The organism is Gallibacterium genomosp. 1 (assembly GCF_001678575.1).
Lineage (GTDB): Bacteria > Pseudomonadota > Gammaproteobacteria > Enterobacterales > Pasteurellaceae > Gallibacterium.
Genome location: NZ_JTJP01000009.1, coordinates 19030 through 33398 on the forward strand (window position 1 = coordinate 19030; position 14369 = coordinate 33398).

The 14369-nt window shown below is 39.5% G+C and carries 14 protein-coding genes and 1 tRNA gene; 8 read left to right on the plus strand and 7 right to left on the minus strand.

The genetic code is table 11. The annotated features are described in order from the left end of the window. Positions 1-77: 77 nt before the first annotated feature. Complete coding sequence (locus QV04_RS02600) at positions 78-809, minus strand: tRNA1(Val) (adenine(37)-N6)-methyltransferase (RefSeq protein WP_197494783.1); 732 nt, start codon at positions 807-809, stop codon at positions 78-80. A gap of 91 nt (positions 810-900) precedes the next feature. On the opposite strand from QV04_RS02600, the gene srmB reads away from it, so the two are divergent. From srmB to trpS, 6 genes are all read left to right on the plus strand, one after another. Continuing rightward, a complete protein-coding gene (srmB, locus tag QV04_RS02605) occupies positions 901-2244 on the plus strand; it encodes an ATP-dependent RNA helicase SrmB (RefSeq protein ID WP_039134964.1) in 1344 nt (447 codons plus the stop codon). A 9-nt stretch (positions 2245-2253) separates the two neighbouring features. Beyond that, the gene (glmU, locus tag QV04_RS02610) at positions 2254-3639 is read left to right on the plus strand and encodes a bifunctional UDP-N-acetylglucosamine diphosphorylase/glucosamine-1-phosphate N-acetyltransferase GlmU (RefSeq protein ID WP_065231090.1); all 1386 of its coding nucleotides are present in this window, start codon (positions 2254-2256) and stop codon (positions 3637-3639) included. A 314-nt stretch (positions 3640-3953) separates the two neighbouring features. Beyond that, positions 3954-5096 (plus strand): N-acetylneuraminate epimerase, encoded by a 1143-nt coding sequence (locus QV04_RS02615; protein ID WP_065231089.1) that lies wholly within the window; start codon positions 3954-3956, stop codon positions 5094-5096. A 163-nt stretch (positions 5097-5259) separates the two neighbouring features. Next, positions 5260-5934 carry a ribulose-phosphate 3-epimerase gene (gene rpe, locus QV04_RS02620; RefSeq protein ID WP_065231088.1) on the plus strand — a complete coding sequence of 225 codons (675 nt, stop codon included), beginning with the start codon at positions 5260-5262 and terminating at the stop codon, positions 5932-5934. Between the two features lie 12 nt (positions 5935-5946). Then, complete coding sequence (locus QV04_RS02625) at positions 5947-6609, plus strand: phosphoglycolate phosphatase (protein ID WP_065231087.1); 663 nt, start codon at positions 5947-5949, stop codon at positions 6607-6609. Positions 6610-6624: 15 nt separating this feature from the next. Continuing rightward, positions 6625-7623 carry a tryptophan--tRNA ligase gene (trpS, locus tag QV04_RS02630; RefSeq protein WP_065231086.1) on the plus strand — a complete coding sequence of 333 codons (999 nt, stop codon included), beginning with the start codon at positions 6625-6627 and terminating at the stop codon, positions 7621-7623. Positions 7624-7673: 50 nt separating this feature from the next. On the opposite strand, the gene xerD is transcribed toward trpS, so the two are convergent. Continuing rightward, positions 7674-8567 carry a site-specific tyrosine recombinase XerD gene (xerD, locus tag QV04_RS02635; RefSeq protein ID WP_039172165.1) on the minus strand — a complete coding sequence of 298 codons (894 nt, stop codon included), beginning with the start codon at positions 8565-8567 and terminating at the stop codon, positions 7674-7676. A 190-nt stretch (positions 8568-8757) separates the two neighbouring features. Here xerD and QV04_RS02640 point away from each other — a divergent pair, with 190 nt between their 5' ends. Together QV04_RS02640 and QV04_RS02645 are read left to right on the plus strand one after the other, a co-directional pair. Beyond that, positions 8758-10083: a sodium-dependent transporter gene (locus QV04_RS02640; RefSeq protein ID WP_039172167.1), complete on the plus strand. Its 1326-nt coding sequence runs from the start codon at positions 8758-8760 to the stop codon at positions 10081-10083. 252 nt (positions 10084-10335) lie between these two features. Next, positions 10336-11325, plus strand: a complete 990-nt coding sequence (locus QV04_RS02645) for an amidohydrolase family protein (RefSeq protein WP_039163355.1) — start codon at positions 10336-10338, stop codon at positions 11323-11325. Between the two features lie 72 nt (positions 11326-11397). On the opposite strand, the gene QV04_RS02650 is transcribed toward QV04_RS02645, so the two are convergent. The 5 genes from QV04_RS02650 to ptsN form a co-directional block, all read right to left on the minus strand. After that, positions 11398-12225 (minus strand): class II glutamine amidotransferase, encoded by an 828-nt coding sequence (locus QV04_RS02650; RefSeq protein ID WP_039089084.1) that lies wholly within the window; start codon positions 12223-12225, stop codon positions 11398-11400. Between the two features lie 92 nt (positions 12226-12317). Further along, a complete protein-coding gene (gene tadA / locus QV04_RS02655; protein WP_065231085.1) occupies positions 12318-12815 on the minus strand; it encodes a tRNA adenosine(34) deaminase TadA in 498 nt (165 codons plus the stop codon). A 34-nt stretch (positions 12816-12849) separates the two neighbouring features. Continuing rightward, positions 12850-12926: transfer RNA gene (locus QV04_RS02660), tRNA-Arg, on the minus strand. Between the two features lie 14 nt (positions 12927-12940). Next, on the minus strand, positions 12941-13810 hold the full coding sequence (gene rapZ, locus QV04_RS02665; RefSeq protein ID WP_065231084.1) for an RNase adapter RapZ: 870 nt from the start codon (positions 13808-13810) through the stop codon (positions 12941-12943). A 68-nt stretch (positions 13811-13878) separates the two neighbouring features. Further along, positions 13879-14358: a PTS IIA-like nitrogen regulatory protein PtsN gene (gene ptsN / locus QV04_RS02670; RefSeq protein WP_065231083.1), complete on the minus strand. Its 480-nt coding sequence runs from the start codon at positions 14356-14358 to the stop codon at positions 13879-13881. Between the last annotated feature and the right edge of the window lie 11 nt (positions 14359-14369).

Here is a 14369-nt window from a genome sequence, read left to right on the forward strand (position 1 = left end):
CAGAAAATAGTTCTAAATGATAATGATATGGCGGATAATCACTAAAGAAACTATTGATTAACAGACAAAACTGTTCTTTATAACTTCAAATAGAAAGGTTTAAACATTGGAATGACATCCGAATGGTAGCAATGTTGCTGATCATAAATGGTTAATTCGCTCTGTTTCGGTGATGTTTTGTTGGCTAAAAAAGCAAAGGTTAATAACATTCTCTGCGGCATTTTTCCCTCTTTGGTAATGACGTGACAAACCTCCGTACAACACAGTTTTGAGGAAGTTGCCGACAATTGCTGTTGCAAACAGATACCTGCTTGAAACGGCAACACAAATTGGATTTTGCCCTTTACACTTAAACAATTTTCGGCAGCGAGTAGCCAATCCAAATGGGATAAATCGCCAACATAACGCGCGGTTTCTCTGGATTGATCCCGACACTGGCTGGCACTTTCAAAATAGGGCGGATTTGCCACAATAAGATCAAAACGCTGCGAGCTTTGCCGACAAAATTGCTGCATCGATTGATGATAAATCGTAACGCGCGCCGACCACGGTGAAATCGCTACATTATCAAGCGCCTGACAATAAGCATTTTCTTCAATTTCAACACCAACAATTTTACAATCCGATGCACTTCTTTGTGCCAACATCAAAGCAATTAATCCAGTGCCACAACCTAAATCTAATATCCGTTTTGCACCGACAATATCCGCCCACGCACCAAGCAGAACCCCGTCTGTACCTACTTTCATTGCACTGCGGTCGTGATAAATTTTAAATTGCTTAAACTGAAAACAGTCTGATTTTGCCATTGTTAAAATCGTTCGGATCAGGATTGAATAGCGATATTTTAATAAAATTTCGCTATAATTCGAGGCTGATTTTTTATTTTCGAGAATTTTTATGACCATTCCTAATTTTGACGAATTTGATCTTGATCCGCAATTACTCAAGGCATTAGCCCAAAAAGGCTTAAATCGTCCGACTGCCATCCAAATTGATGCAATTCCTGCGGCAATGGATGGACACGACGTTTTAGGTTCTTCACCAACTGGTACCGGAAAAACCATCGCTTTTTTATTACCGGCAATTCAACATCTATTAGATTTTCCTCGCCGTAAACCGGGTGCGCCACGAGTTTTAGTGCTGACACCAACCAGAGAATTAGCAATGCAGGTTGCTGAACAGGCACGACAATTAGCACAATTCACCTCTTTAAATATCGCCACCATTACCGGAGGTGTCGCTTATCAAAATCACGGCGAAATTTTCAATAAAAATCAAGATATGGTCATAGCTACGCCCGGACGTTTGCTCCAGTACATTCAGGAAGAAAATTTCGATTGTCGTGCGGTAGAAATCTTAATTTTTGATGAAGCAGATCGAATGTTGCAAATGGGCTTCGGTCAGGATGCTGAACGTATTGCCGCTGAAACCCGTTGGCGCAAGCAGACAATGCTCTTCTCCGCCACACTTGAAGGCGAAGAGTTAAACAATTTTGCACAACGTTTATTGGATAATCCGGTTGAGGTGAATGCAGAACCGAGCCGCCGTGAACGTAAAAAGATTCAACAATGGTATTACCACGCCGACAGCAAAGAACACAAAATCAAATTGTTGGCTCGTGTCATTGTTGACGAAAAAGTAAGCAGAGGTATTGTATTCGTACGCCATCGTGAAGAAGTGCGTGAACTGGCTGAGATTTTGCGTAAACGAGGCATCCGTAGCACCTATTTAGAAGGTGAAATGGCACAAACACAACGCAATAATGCAATTGAGAAATTGCGTGATGGCGTAGTAACAATTTTGGTCGCAACCAATGTGGCTGCTCGTGGTATTGATATTGATGATATATCACACGTTTTCAATTTTGATCTACCTTATAACGCCGATGTTTATCTACACCGTATCGGACGTACCGCCAGAGCGGGTAAAAAAGGTTGTGCGATCTCTTTTGTTGAAGCGCACGATTATCCCTTGCTTGGTAAAATTTGCCGTTACACCGGCGAAATTCTGAAGGCTAGAGTGATTGACGATCTTGCGCCTCGTACAAAAGCACCGAAAGTAAATGAGATCAAAAAAGTCATCAAGAAAAAGAAAGCACATTTAAAACAAAAACGGCAACAAGCCAAAGAACAAACCAGCAAGAAAAAAGTAAAATTACGTCATCGTGATAGTAAAAATATCGGTAAACGTCGAGTTCCTACCGCATTGCGTATGGCGCAACAAAATAATTCTGAACAGTAAGGAGAATTTATGTCATCTCTTCCATTTAGTGTCGTGATTTTAGCAGCCGGTAAAGGCACTCGTATGTACTCTGATTTGCCTAAGGTGTTGCACCCTATCGCCGGTAAACCGATGGTTAAACACGTGATTGATACCGTATCCAAACTTGGAGCCAATCAGATCCATTTAGTCTATGGACACGGTGCAGAATTGCTGCAACAACGTCTTGCCAACGAAAAAGTAAATTGGGTATTGCAGGCACAACAACTCGGCACCGGTCACGCAATGCAACAGGCAGCACCTTATTTTAATGATAACGAAACCATTGTAATGTTATTTGGTGATGGTCCTTTGATCAGTGCAGAAACTATCCAACAATTAATTGCTGCAAAACCGGAAAACGGCATTGCACTCTTAACCGTTAAACTGGACGATCCGACCGGTTACGGACGTATTTTGCGAGAAAATAATCAGGCGGACGGCAATATTATCGGCATTGTTGAGCAGAAAGATGCCTCCGCTGAACAGCTAAAAATTCAAGAAATTAACACCGGTCTGCTCGCTTGTGACGGCAAAAATCTGAAAAAATGGTTATCACAATTAACCAATAATAACGCACAAAAAGAGTATTACATCACCGATATTATCGCTATGGCGCACCACGACGGTTGCAAAGTGGTTTCTGTTCATCCGCAAGATCCAATGGAAGTGGAAGGTGTCAACAATCGTCTACAATTAGCCCGCTTGGAACGTTATTACCAACAAAAAAATGCGGAACATCTTTTATTGGAAGGCGTGATGTTGGCAGATCCGAACCGTTTTGATCTTCGTGGCGAGTTGATTCACGGCAAAGATGTCGAAATTGATATTAATGTCATTATCGAAGGCAACGTTAAACTCGGCGATCGTGTCAAAATCGGTGCCGGTTGCGTGCTAAAAAATGTTGAAGTCGCAGATGATGTGGAAATCAAACCTTATTCCGTTTTTGAAGACGCTGTGATCGGAAAAGGTGCTCAGGTCGGGCCATTCTCCCGATTACGTCCGGGTGCGGTATTGGCAGACAACGTTCACGTCGGTAACTTTGTGGAAATTAAAAAAGCGACTGTCGGTGTTGGCTCCAAAGTGAACCATTTAACCTATGTCGGTGATGCCGTGATCGGTAAAGATTGCAACCTTGGCGCCGGTGTCATCACTTGCAACTATGACGGTGCCAATAAATTCCAAACCACGATCGGTGATAATGTTTTTGTCGGTTCCGATGTGCAGTTGGTTGCACCGGTTTCTGTCGCAGATGGTGCAACTATCGGCGCCGGTTCCACCATCACCAAAGATATTTCCGAAAATGAGTTGGTGATTACACGTGTTCCACAAAAACATATCCAAGGTTGGCAACGCCCTACCAAGAAAAAAGCATAATTAAACACTATTAAAGCTTAAAATTTAGACAAAATGCAGCGAAAACAACGCTGCATTTTATTATTTTTGTGATCTCGTCCAAACTTCTGAAAATTAAAGGTATCCTCCATATTTACAAATATAATGGAGTAGTTTTATCATTAGTCTATCTTTTAACCCATTCAGTGTCGTCTTTAGAATGGTCTATTCACAAACTCAGAGGGTAATACTATGTTTCAATTCACAGAACAACCACATAAAGTATTGCTCTATGAATTGTCCTGATTTGGAAGAGGTTACTCCTCTGTCAAATTCAACCATTTAGGAGAAATATGATGAAATTACAAAAAACCGTTCTTCATTCAATGATCATTGCCGGTCTTTCATTATCTGCTTTTGCAGCACAAGCCGGACAATACCCTGATCTCCCTGTCGGTATTAAAAGCGGCGGCGGTGCATTAATCGGTGACACTGTTTATGTCGGGTTAGGTTCAGGTGCAGATAAATTTTATGCCCTTAATTTAAAAGACTCGAAAGCAGGTTGGAAAGAGATTGCTACATTCCCTGGTGGTGATCGTTCACAACCTGTGGTCAGCGCCGTTGACGGCAAACTCTATGTTTTCGGCGGCTTACAAAAAAATGAAAAAGGTGAATTACAGCTTGTTAATGATGCCTATAGCTACAATCCGCAAGACAACACTTGGAGCAAATTACCAACTCGCTCACCGCTTGGTTTAGTTGGTGCAACCGGTGTAAATTATGGTGATAAAGTTTATGTGATTGGCGGTTCAAATCTTTCTATCTTTAACGGTTACTTCCAAGATTACACCGCAGCCGGTGATGATCAGGCGAAGAAAGATGCGGTAATGGCAGCCTATTTCAATCAACGTCCACAAGATTACTTCTTCAATACCACATTCTTCAGCTATCAACCATCAACCAATAAATGGCGTAATGAAGGACAGCTTCCATTTTCAGGACGTGCCGGTGCGGCGGTTACCGTAAACGGCGATGTACTCACTGTAATTAACGGTGAAATCAAACCGGGCTTAAGAACAGCAGAAACAGAGCAAGGTAAATTCAATAAACACGGCACTGTTGATTGGAAAAATTTACCTAACTTACCTGAACCGCAAAAAGGCACAGCACAAGACGGTTTAGCAGGTGCATATGCCGGTTATAGTAACGGTCACCTTTTAGTCACCGGCGGTGCTAACTTCCCAGGTGCAACCAAACAATTCAAAGAAGGCAAACTCTTTGCTCATCAAGGTTTGAAAAAAGCCTATCAAACCGCAGTCTACAGTTTGGATAAAGGCAAATGGAAAGTGGTCGGCAATTTACCGGCAGGTGCAGGCTATGGCGTCAGCGTATCTTACAGTAACAAAGTATTACTCATCGGTGGTGAAACTGATGGCGGTAAAGCATTAACTTCCGTTCAAGAGTTAAGCTTTGACGGCAAAAAACTCACCGTTGAATAACCCTCCCTCCTCTTGAGTTAATCAACATCAGCACGGCAAATGCCGTGCTTTTTTGTATCTGCCATATTATTTCAATAGTACCAATTAGAAACTTCCGCTATTAAAAATACTGATTAAGTAGTACACTAATTGCATTTATTGCGTTGAATATTGGGAGCTGACTATGAAACCTTATCTTATTGCACCATCTATTTTATCCGCCAATCTTGCGCATCTCGGCAATGATGTGAAGAAAGTGTTGGCTGCTGGAGCTGATGTCATCCATTTTGATGTAATGGACAATCATTATGTGCCGAATTTAACGTTTGGACCTGCCGTTTGTCAGGCTTTACGTGATGACGGCATTACCGCTCCTATTGATGTGCATTTAATGGTGAAGCCGGTTGATCGTTTAATTCCCGATTTTGCCAAAGCCGGAGCTACTTCAATCACATTTCATCCTGAAGCAAGTGAACATATCGATCGCTCATTACAATTAATCAAAGATCTCGGCTGTCAAGCAGGGTTAGTTTTTAATCCAGCCACACCGTTACATTATTTAGATCACGTTATGGATAAACTTGACATTATTTTAATTATGTCAGTTAATCCTGGGTTCGGCGGACAATCTTTTATTCCACACGCATTAGATAAATTGCGTCAAGCCCGTCAACGCATTACTTCAAGCAACCGAGATATTCGTTTAGAAGTAGATGGTGGTGTTAAAGTGGATAATATCGCTGAAATTGCTCGTGCCGGTGCGGATATGTTTGTTGCCGGATCGGCAATTTTCGGTCAGCCTGATTATCAACAGGTTATTCAAGCAATGCGTGAGCAACTTGCTCACGCCCATAAATAATAAGGAAAAGCTATGAGTCAATTTAAAGCTATCGGTTTTGATCTAGATGGAACATTGGTTAACAGTTTACCGGATCTCGCTTTAGCCGTTAGCAATACATTAAAGGAATTAAATTTACCAACACCCAATGAAGAGTTAGTGTTAACTTGGATTGGTAATGGCGCAGATATTTTATTAGCACATGCATTGGAATGGGCAAATTTTTCTCCGAATACTGAGCAGTTAATGCAGATTAAATCCCGTTTTAACTACTATTACGGTGAAAATATTTGTAATAAAAGTCAGTTATTTCCAAATGTAAAACAGACTTTAGAACAATTAAAACAGAAAGGGTTTATTCTAGCGGTAGTCACCAACAAACCGACCCAACACGTCATTCCGGTGTTGAAAGCATTCGGTATTGAGCATCTGTTCTCCGAAACATTGGGCGGTCAATCATTACCAGCAATTAAGCCTCACCCTGCACCATTATTTTATCTATGTGGTAAATTCGGGATTTTGCCTAAAGAATTATTATTTGTCGGTGATTCTAAAAATGACATTTTAGCTGCTCGTGCCGCCGGCTGTTCAGTGGTCGGCTTAACTTACGGTTACAACTATAATATTCCGATTGCTAATTCTCATCCTGATTGGGTGTTTAGTGATTTTGCACAAATTTTAACTATTGTTGAATAGAATGAAGGAAAGAAAATGAGTAAACCTATTGTATTTAGCGGCGTTCAGCCTTCCGGTGAATTGACGATTGGTAACTATCTCGGTGCTTTACGCCAATGGGTTAAAATGCAGGATGATTATGAATGTTTATTCTGTGTGGTAGATTTGCACGCTATTACTGTTCGCCAAGACCCTGTAGCTTTACATAAAGCCACTTTAGATGTTTTGGCACTTTATTTGGCTTGCGGTATTGATCCGAATAAAAGCACAATTTTCGTACAATCTCACGTACCCGAACATACTCAATTAGCTTGGGTGTTAAACTGTTACACCTATTTCGGTGAAATGGGGCGTATGACACAATTTAAAGATAAATCCGCACGTTATGAAGGCAATGTCAGCGTTGGCTTGTTTACTTATCCAGTTTTGATGGCGGCAGATATTTTGTTATATCAAGCCAAACAAGTGCCGGTCGGCGATGATCAAAAACAACATCTTGAAATCACTCGTGATATTGCCCAACGTTTCAATGCACTTTATGGTGATATTTTCACTATTCCGGAAGTTTTCATTCCGAAAGCTGGAGCAAGAGTGATGTCATTGCTTGATCCAAATAAAAAAATGTCAAAATCGGATGATAATCGCAACAATGTGATCGGTTTATTAGAAGATCCCAAAGCGGTAGCAAAAAAAATCAAACGTGCAGTTACTGACTCCGAAGAACCACCTCGTGTGAAATTTGATGCTGAAAATAAACCGGGTGTGTCCAACTTGTTAAGTATCCTCTCTGCGATTACTGAAAAGTCCATTCCAGAATTGGAAGCTGAATTTGAAGGCAAAATGTATGGTCATCTAAAAGGTGCAGTTGCAGATGAAGTAAGCGCAATGTTAACTCAATTACAAGAACGTTATTACCATTTCCGCAATGATGAAACATTATTAAATAATATCTTGCACGAAGGTGCAGCAAAAGCAAGAGCAAAAGCAAAAGAAACCTTGGATAAGGTTTACCAAGCTGTAGGTTTTGTAAAATAATTCTCTCTGTTTCAAGGTGCGCTGATCGCACCTTGAATTTTTCCTGTCATTTATCCACGAGGATGGAATTTGCTATGTAACTGTTTTAAGCGTTCTTTGGCAACGTGTGTATAAATTTGCGTTGTAGAAAGATCGCTATGCCCTAATAACATCTGTACTACACGCAGATCAGCACCGTGATTAACTAAATGTGTAGCAAAAGCGTGCCGCAAAACGTGCGGCGATAATTTATCTGCATCAATATTTGCTAAACTAGCATAATGTTTAATACGATACCAAAATGTCTGTCGTGTCATCAATTTACCCTGTCGGCTTGGAAATAAAATATCACTGCTCTGCCCGCCTAATAATTCTGTTCTACCATAAAGGATAAATTGTTGTATCCAATAATTAGCCTCTTCGCCCATCGGAACTAATCGTTCTTTATCGGCTTTACCGATAACCCGAACAACGCCCTGTTGCAAATTGATGTTGTCAACTGTTAATGTTACCAGTTCTGTTACTCGTAACCCTGTAGCATATAACAACTCTAACATTGCTTTATCCCGTAATTCCAATGCATTTTCTGTTGCCGGTGTATTTAAAAGGTCTGTAACTTGGCTCTCAGTTAAATACTTTGGTAAACGTGACGGTAATTTAGGTGAAGAAAGTAATGAACAAGGGTTGTCTTCACGATATTTTTCCTGATATAGATATTGGAATAATTTTCGCATTGAACTCAACATTCTAGAATAACTTGTTGCTTTATATCCTTTCTCCAATCTCTCACCAAGAAATGCCTGTAAATCAAGATATTGAACCTGTTGCAAAGTTAAATGATGTTTTTCCAACCATTCACTGAGAAATTTAAGATCCGAACGATAACTGGCGATAGTATTCTGTGATAGATTTTTACTTAGCCAAATATCATCTAGAAAAAGATTGATTAAAGTGCTGTCTTTCATTTAGGTTTTAATTAATATGTGATCAGGTATAATGTGCCGAAAATTGTCAATAATAACGGACTTTATCGCTATTCTCGCTCCGCCGCAAGGTTGGAGCGTGATTTTTTGATAAACCGTTTAAATCTTATTCCAGTTCAACTTATTGACATTACTTTTTATACAAACTTTTATTTCATTTGAGGATTATTTTATGGCTCGTTCACAATGGGGGTCACGTCTTGGCTTTATTTTGGCATCTGCCGGTTCCGCTATCGGCTTAGGTGCGGTGTGGAAATTCCCTTATGTTACCGCCACACAAGGCGGAGGTGCATTTTTATTAATTTATCTCTTTATCTGTCTGACTTTAGGGTTAATTCTAATGGCTACCGAAATGGCTATCGGTCGTGCCACACACTTAGGTCCGATAGGTGCATTCCGAAAATTAGGCAATAATAAATGGTCTATCATCGGTATTATGGGAGTATTGGTTGCCTTTTTTATCCTCTCTTTCTATAGTGTTGTCGGCGGTTGGACAGTTGCTTATTTAGTAAAAGCAGTAACTGGTAACATTGCAGGTTCAACCGATCCGGTTATTAACGGAAATCTATTTTCCTCTTTTATTACAGATCCTTTGCAACCACTTATTTACCACTTTATTTTCGGTTTCCTCACATTATTTACTGTCGTGTCCGGTGTGGAAAAAGGAATTGAGCGTATCTCAAAATATTTAATGCCAATCTTATTGATTTTAATGTTGGTATTAATCGGTCGTGCCGTTTCACTACCTGGCGCAATAGAGGGCATTAAGTTCTTCCTACTACCCGATTTCAGCAAAATTGATGGTAGAACTTGGTTGGAAGCACTTGGCTTAGCATTTTTCTCTTTGTCTTTGGGAATCGGTATTATGATTACCTACGGCTCTTATGTTGGACCAGAAGCAAAATTGGTCAGTTCATCCGTTTGGGTTATTCTGCTTACATTATTGACCTGCGTTCTTTCCGGTTTAATGGTACTGCCCGCAGTTTTTGCTTTTGGTTTTGAACCAGGTGCCGGCCCAGGTTTAACTTTTATCACAATGCCGGCAGTATTCGCTAGTATGCCATTCGGACATCTGTTGGCTGTACTATTCTTTGCTTTGTTATTAGTAGCCGCATTAACTTCTTCTATCTCTTTACTTGAAGTTTTAGTCAGCTTTCTTATTGATGAATTTAAGTTTCACCGACTTAAAGCTGGTGTAATATCTTTCGTACTCTTTTTCTTACTTGGTATTGGCGCTTCCCTCTCTTTAGGTTCTTGGAGCGAATATAAAATCTTCAATTACAATATTTTTGATGCATTGGATAAATCCACACAAAATCTATTGATGCCGTTGGGTGAAATTCTATTAACACTATTTGTCGCTTGGTGGCGTTGGGATAAAATCAAATCGCAAATTTGCTCCACAAATACTATTTGGACAACGCTATTACGATTACTATTAGGTATTGTTATTCCTTTGATAATATTTGCAATTTTCTTACAAGGAATTCTGTCATAAAAATAATTAATTAAAAGTAGTTGAGTTTTCAATGAATACTCTTTATACTGCCGCCCCAGTGCTTATAGACTGGAACCCAAAATGCAAGTTTATCAACCAAACAACGAGGCAAACTCAACTTACCAACAAGTGGTAAAATTAAGTCCATTGTTGTTTGTTGCTTATTTTTAAAATCCTCATTTATTGAGGATTTTTTTTTGCTTGCAATTTGGGCTTCACTAATTTCGACTAATCAACACTGGAGCAAACACAATGAACCATATTCGTACTTTTAAAGCCTATGTGCGTGATGAGATTATTAAAAAAGGCGGTTGGGTAAATTCTCATGCTCACGCAGACCGCGCATTCACAATGACCCCAGAAAAAATGCACATTTATCACAACAGCAACCTACAACAAAAATGGGATTTGGTGGATGAAGTGAAACGCAATTCTAGCATTGAAGATTATTACGCTCGTTTCAGTCAAGCAATTGAATTAATGATTTCACAAGGTGTTACCGCTTTCGGTACATTTGTTGATATTGATCCTATCTGTGAAGATCGCGCCATTATTGCAGCGCACAAAGCAAGAGAAGTCTATAAAAATGACATTGAATTAAAATTCGCTAATCAAACACTGAAAGGTGTGATCGATCCGGTAGCAAAACATTGGTTCGATCTAGGTTCTGAAATGGTTGATATTATCGGCGGCTTACCTTACCGAGACGAATTGGAATACGGCAAAGGTTTAGAAGCAATGGACATTTTGATGGATAAAGCTAAATCATTGGGAAAAATGTTGCACGTACACGTTGACCAATTTAACACACCAGAAGAGAAAGAAACCGAACAGTTATGTGATAAATCTATTGAACACGGAATGGAAGGGCGTGTTGTGGCGATTCACGGCATTTCTATCGGAGCTCACTCTCGTGAATATCGTTATAAACTGTATGAAAAGATGCGTCAGGCTAAAATGATGATTATCGCTTGCCCAATGGCGTGGATTGACAGCAACCGTAAAGAAGATTTAATGCCATTCCATAATGCATTAACACCAGCGGACGAGATGATTCCTGAAGGAATCACGGTCGCAATTGGTACTGATAATATATGTGACTATATGGTGCCGTTATGCGAAGGCGATATGTGGCAGGAACTCAGCCTTTTAACTGCCGGTTGCCGCTTCCCTCATTTAGAACAGATGGTCGACATCGCTAGTACAAACGGTCGCAAAGTATTAGGGTTAGATCCTTATTAATATTTTCCCGCATAAAAAAGATGGCGTATATAACGCCATCTTTTCACATTTCGTTGGGAACAAATTCAACGCTTAGGCAATTTTCATATTACCAAGCGTACCATCATCCTTGACTTCTTGTTCGACACCAACAATTTCTCTCACTTTTTCTCCATCCTTGAACATCACAAAACCGCCGTGTTTCATTTTGGTCCAATGTTCATTTTTTGTAAGTGGTTGGGTTGAGATTATTGTGACTTTATCTCCCGGTTTAGCATAATCATTAAAATCAATAAAGCCGTCATCATCAACACGGAATGCCTTACCGAACGGTGCTTTACGTGTTAGGTAATGCAAAAATGTTGAACAATGCGCCATCATAAACTGCCCATTGGATAAAATAAAATTAAATGTACCAAGCTTTGATAACTCTTGACTAACTTCGTAAACAGCATCAAAAATTTCATCTTCACTCGGTTTACGTAAATAACGGCGTTTTAAAAACTCAGTCATATAGCAAAACGCCGCTTCGGAATCGGTAGTACCTATAGGTTGTGCGCGGCAATCTGATAAGTCAGGCAAAGTAGTTAAATTACCATTATGAGCAAACACCCAATTTTCACCCCAAATTTCACGCATAAACGGATGCGTATTCTCTAGATTTACATTGCCCTGTGTCGCCTTACGAATATGTGCAATTACATTAAGTGACTTGATATGATACTGCTTCACGCAATCAGCAATCGGTGAAGAGCTGCAAGGTTTATCATCACGGAAAACTCGCACACCTTTCCCTTCAAAAAACGCAATTCCAAAGCCATCCGAATGGCAATCGGTAATACCGGCACGACGGCGGAATCCTTCAAAAGAGAACACGATATCGGTCGGAGTATTACAATTCATTCCCAATAATTGACACATAAACAAACCCACATACGAAAAGTTAAAATTTCAGGCTGTATATTATAAATCATAATTCACATATGAGTAGTAAGGATATTAATAATAATTTATTATATGAAATAGGCTTTAGTTTGTTTCATCTGTTTCTGTTCAGCCCGTCTTTTTTGAAAAAATTGGCTAATTTTAGCACTACACTCCTGTTCCAACACTCCAGCAGTAATTTCTACAATATGATTCATTCTATAATCTTCAAATAGATGGAAACGCGAACCGATGGCACCGGTTTTATAGTCGCTTGCACCAAACACTAAGCGTTTAATACGGCTATGTAAAATAGCTCCAGCACACATTGGGCAAGGCTCTAGCGTTACATAAAGTGTTAAATTCAATAGACGATAATTCTGCAATTTCTGCCCTGCTTGGCGTAAAGCAATAATCTCGGCGTGGGCGGTCGGGTCGGATAAAGTAATCGATTGATTCCATCCTTCCGCCACAATATTTCCTTGATCATCCACTAACACTGCTCCGACAGGAATTTCTCCCATCATTGCTGCTTTATCAGCCAACGCTAGTGCATATTGCATAAATTTCTGATCTTCATTAGGCATAATTATTTGATTTAATTGGATAAACTAATAAAAATGGCGAACGTGGGCGGGTTCGAACCGCCGACCTATCCCTTAGGAGGGGATTGCTCTATCCAGCTGAGCTACACATTCGCAAATTTGAGGAGTTAATTCGTATTGTTTTTATGTTCTTGACGAATCAAGGAGTTGTGTTGAATTTTAATATTTTTTCCTTTCGCTTTAAAGTATTCTGCTAATTGTTGTGCAATATAAACAGAACGATGTTTACCACCAGTACAACCAATACAAATCGTCAAATAACTACGGTTATTCTGTTCTAATAAAGGCAACCAAGTTTCAATATAATTACAGGTAGAATAAATAAATTCACGTACCACATCATATTGACGTAGAAAATTGATTATCGGTTGATCCAAACCAGTTAAAGGGCGCAATTTCGGTTCCCAATGCGGATTCGGTAAAAATCGAACATCAAAAATATAATCCGCATCCTGTGGAATGCCATATTTAAAACCAAAAGATTTAATAATAATTTGTAACTCTTTGTCGGCATTACCACGTACAAATTCCCGTAATTTTTCCGCCAACTGGTGAGTGGAAAGGTTGGTAGTATCAATAATAAAATTAGCGTGTTGGAACAATGGTTCAAGTCGCTCTTTTTCCAAATCAATCGAACCTTCTAGCGATAGATTTTCTTTAGACAACGGATGTAAACGACGAGTATCACTATAACGACGAATTAAACTGTTACGATCCGCATCAAGATAGATAATTTTCGTATTACAAGAATGAGGCAGTTGTTCCAAAATTGATTCTAGTTTTTGTGAATCAAGCGGAATATTACGAATATCAACACTAATCGCAACTGTCTGTTGCCCACTACCTAACTTTTCAATTAATTGAGGAAGAAGAAACAACGGCAAATTATCGATACAATAATAACCAATATCCTCAAGAGCTTTTAATGCAACGGATTTTCCTGCCCCAGAACGACCGCTAATAATCACAAGTTCCATAAATCGATCCCCCACACTCAACGAAAAGCTATTTATCTAGTTTGCTCACTTTCCTTGGTTTCTTCCACCTATTCCGCCTGATTATCCTGATGTTCCGAATGATCAAAAGCAACAAAAATAGACCATACTTCTTCAGGATTTTTTGCCAAACGTAATTGCTTACACAGATTCTTATCTGAAAAACATTCCGCTAAATAAGGCAATAATGCCGAACAGCTTGAACAACAGGTTTCCGGAATCAGAATAGCGAAGATTAAATCAACATCTCGATGATCGGCTGATTCGTATTTTATTGGTGTATCCAACTGCAAAAAGACCGCCACCGGTTTATCACCAACTGCTAACTTTGCGTGTGGAATAGCAATTCCGTTATTGATGCCGGTATTACCCATTTTTTCTCGATTAAACAATGCTTCAAAACAGGTGATTTCATTCTCTTCTGTTTGTGGTGAAACTAAATTGCAAATTAACTCAAACGCCCGTTTTTTACTTGAACAAAGCAAGCCAGTACGAATATTTTGCGGTTGTAAAAAATCAGTGATTTTCATATTTCAAATAC

What these genes read in the sequence shown, in the direction of transcription:
- QV04_RS02600 (WP_197494783.1), bottom strand. Translation starts at nt 809, where the DNA reads ATGGCAAAATCAGACTGTTTTCAGTTTAAGCAATTTAAAATTTATCAC.
- srmB (WP_039134964.1), top strand. Translation starts at nt 901, where the DNA reads ATGACCATTCCTAATTTTGACGAATTTGATCTTGATCCGCAATTACTC.
- glmU (WP_065231090.1), top strand. Translation starts at nt 2,254, where the DNA reads ATGTCATCTCTTCCATTTAGTGTCGTGATTTTAGCAGCCGGTAAAGGC.
- QV04_RS02615 (WP_065231089.1), top strand. Translation starts at nt 3,954, where the DNA reads ATGAAATTACAAAAAACCGTTCTTCATTCAATGATCATTGCCGGTCTT.
- rpe (WP_065231088.1), top strand. Translation starts at nt 5,260, where the DNA reads ATGAAACCTTATCTTATTGCACCATCTATTTTATCCGCCAATCTTGCG.
- QV04_RS02625 (WP_065231087.1), top strand. Translation starts at nt 5,947, where the DNA reads ATGAGTCAATTTAAAGCTATCGGTTTTGATCTAGATGGAACATTGGTT.
- trpS (WP_065231086.1), top strand. Translation starts at nt 6,625, where the DNA reads ATGAGTAAACCTATTGTATTTAGCGGCGTTCAGCCTTCCGGTGAATTG.
- xerD (WP_039172165.1), bottom strand. Translation starts at nt 8,567, where the DNA reads ATGAAAGACAGCACTTTAATCAATCTTTTTCTAGATGATATTTGGCTA.
- QV04_RS02640 (WP_039172167.1), top strand. Translation starts at nt 8,758, where the DNA reads ATGGCTCGTTCACAATGGGGGTCACGTCTTGGCTTTATTTTGGCATCT.
- QV04_RS02645 (WP_039163355.1), top strand. Translation starts at nt 10,336, where the DNA reads ATGAACCATATTCGTACTTTTAAAGCCTATGTGCGTGATGAGATTATT.
- QV04_RS02650 (WP_039089084.1), bottom strand. Translation starts at nt 12,225, where the DNA reads ATGTGTCAATTATTGGGAATGAATTGTAATACTCCGACCGATATCGTG.
- tadA (WP_065231085.1), bottom strand. Translation starts at nt 12,815, where the DNA reads ATGCCTAATGAAGATCAGAAATTTATGCAATATGCACTAGCGTTGGCT.
- rapZ (WP_065231084.1), bottom strand. Translation starts at nt 13,810, where the DNA reads ATGGAACTTGTGATTATTAGCGGTCGTTCTGGGGCAGGAAAATCCGTT.
- ptsN (WP_065231083.1), bottom strand. Translation starts at nt 14,358, where the DNA reads ATGAAAATCACTGATTTTTTACAACCGCAAAATATTCGTACTGGCTTG.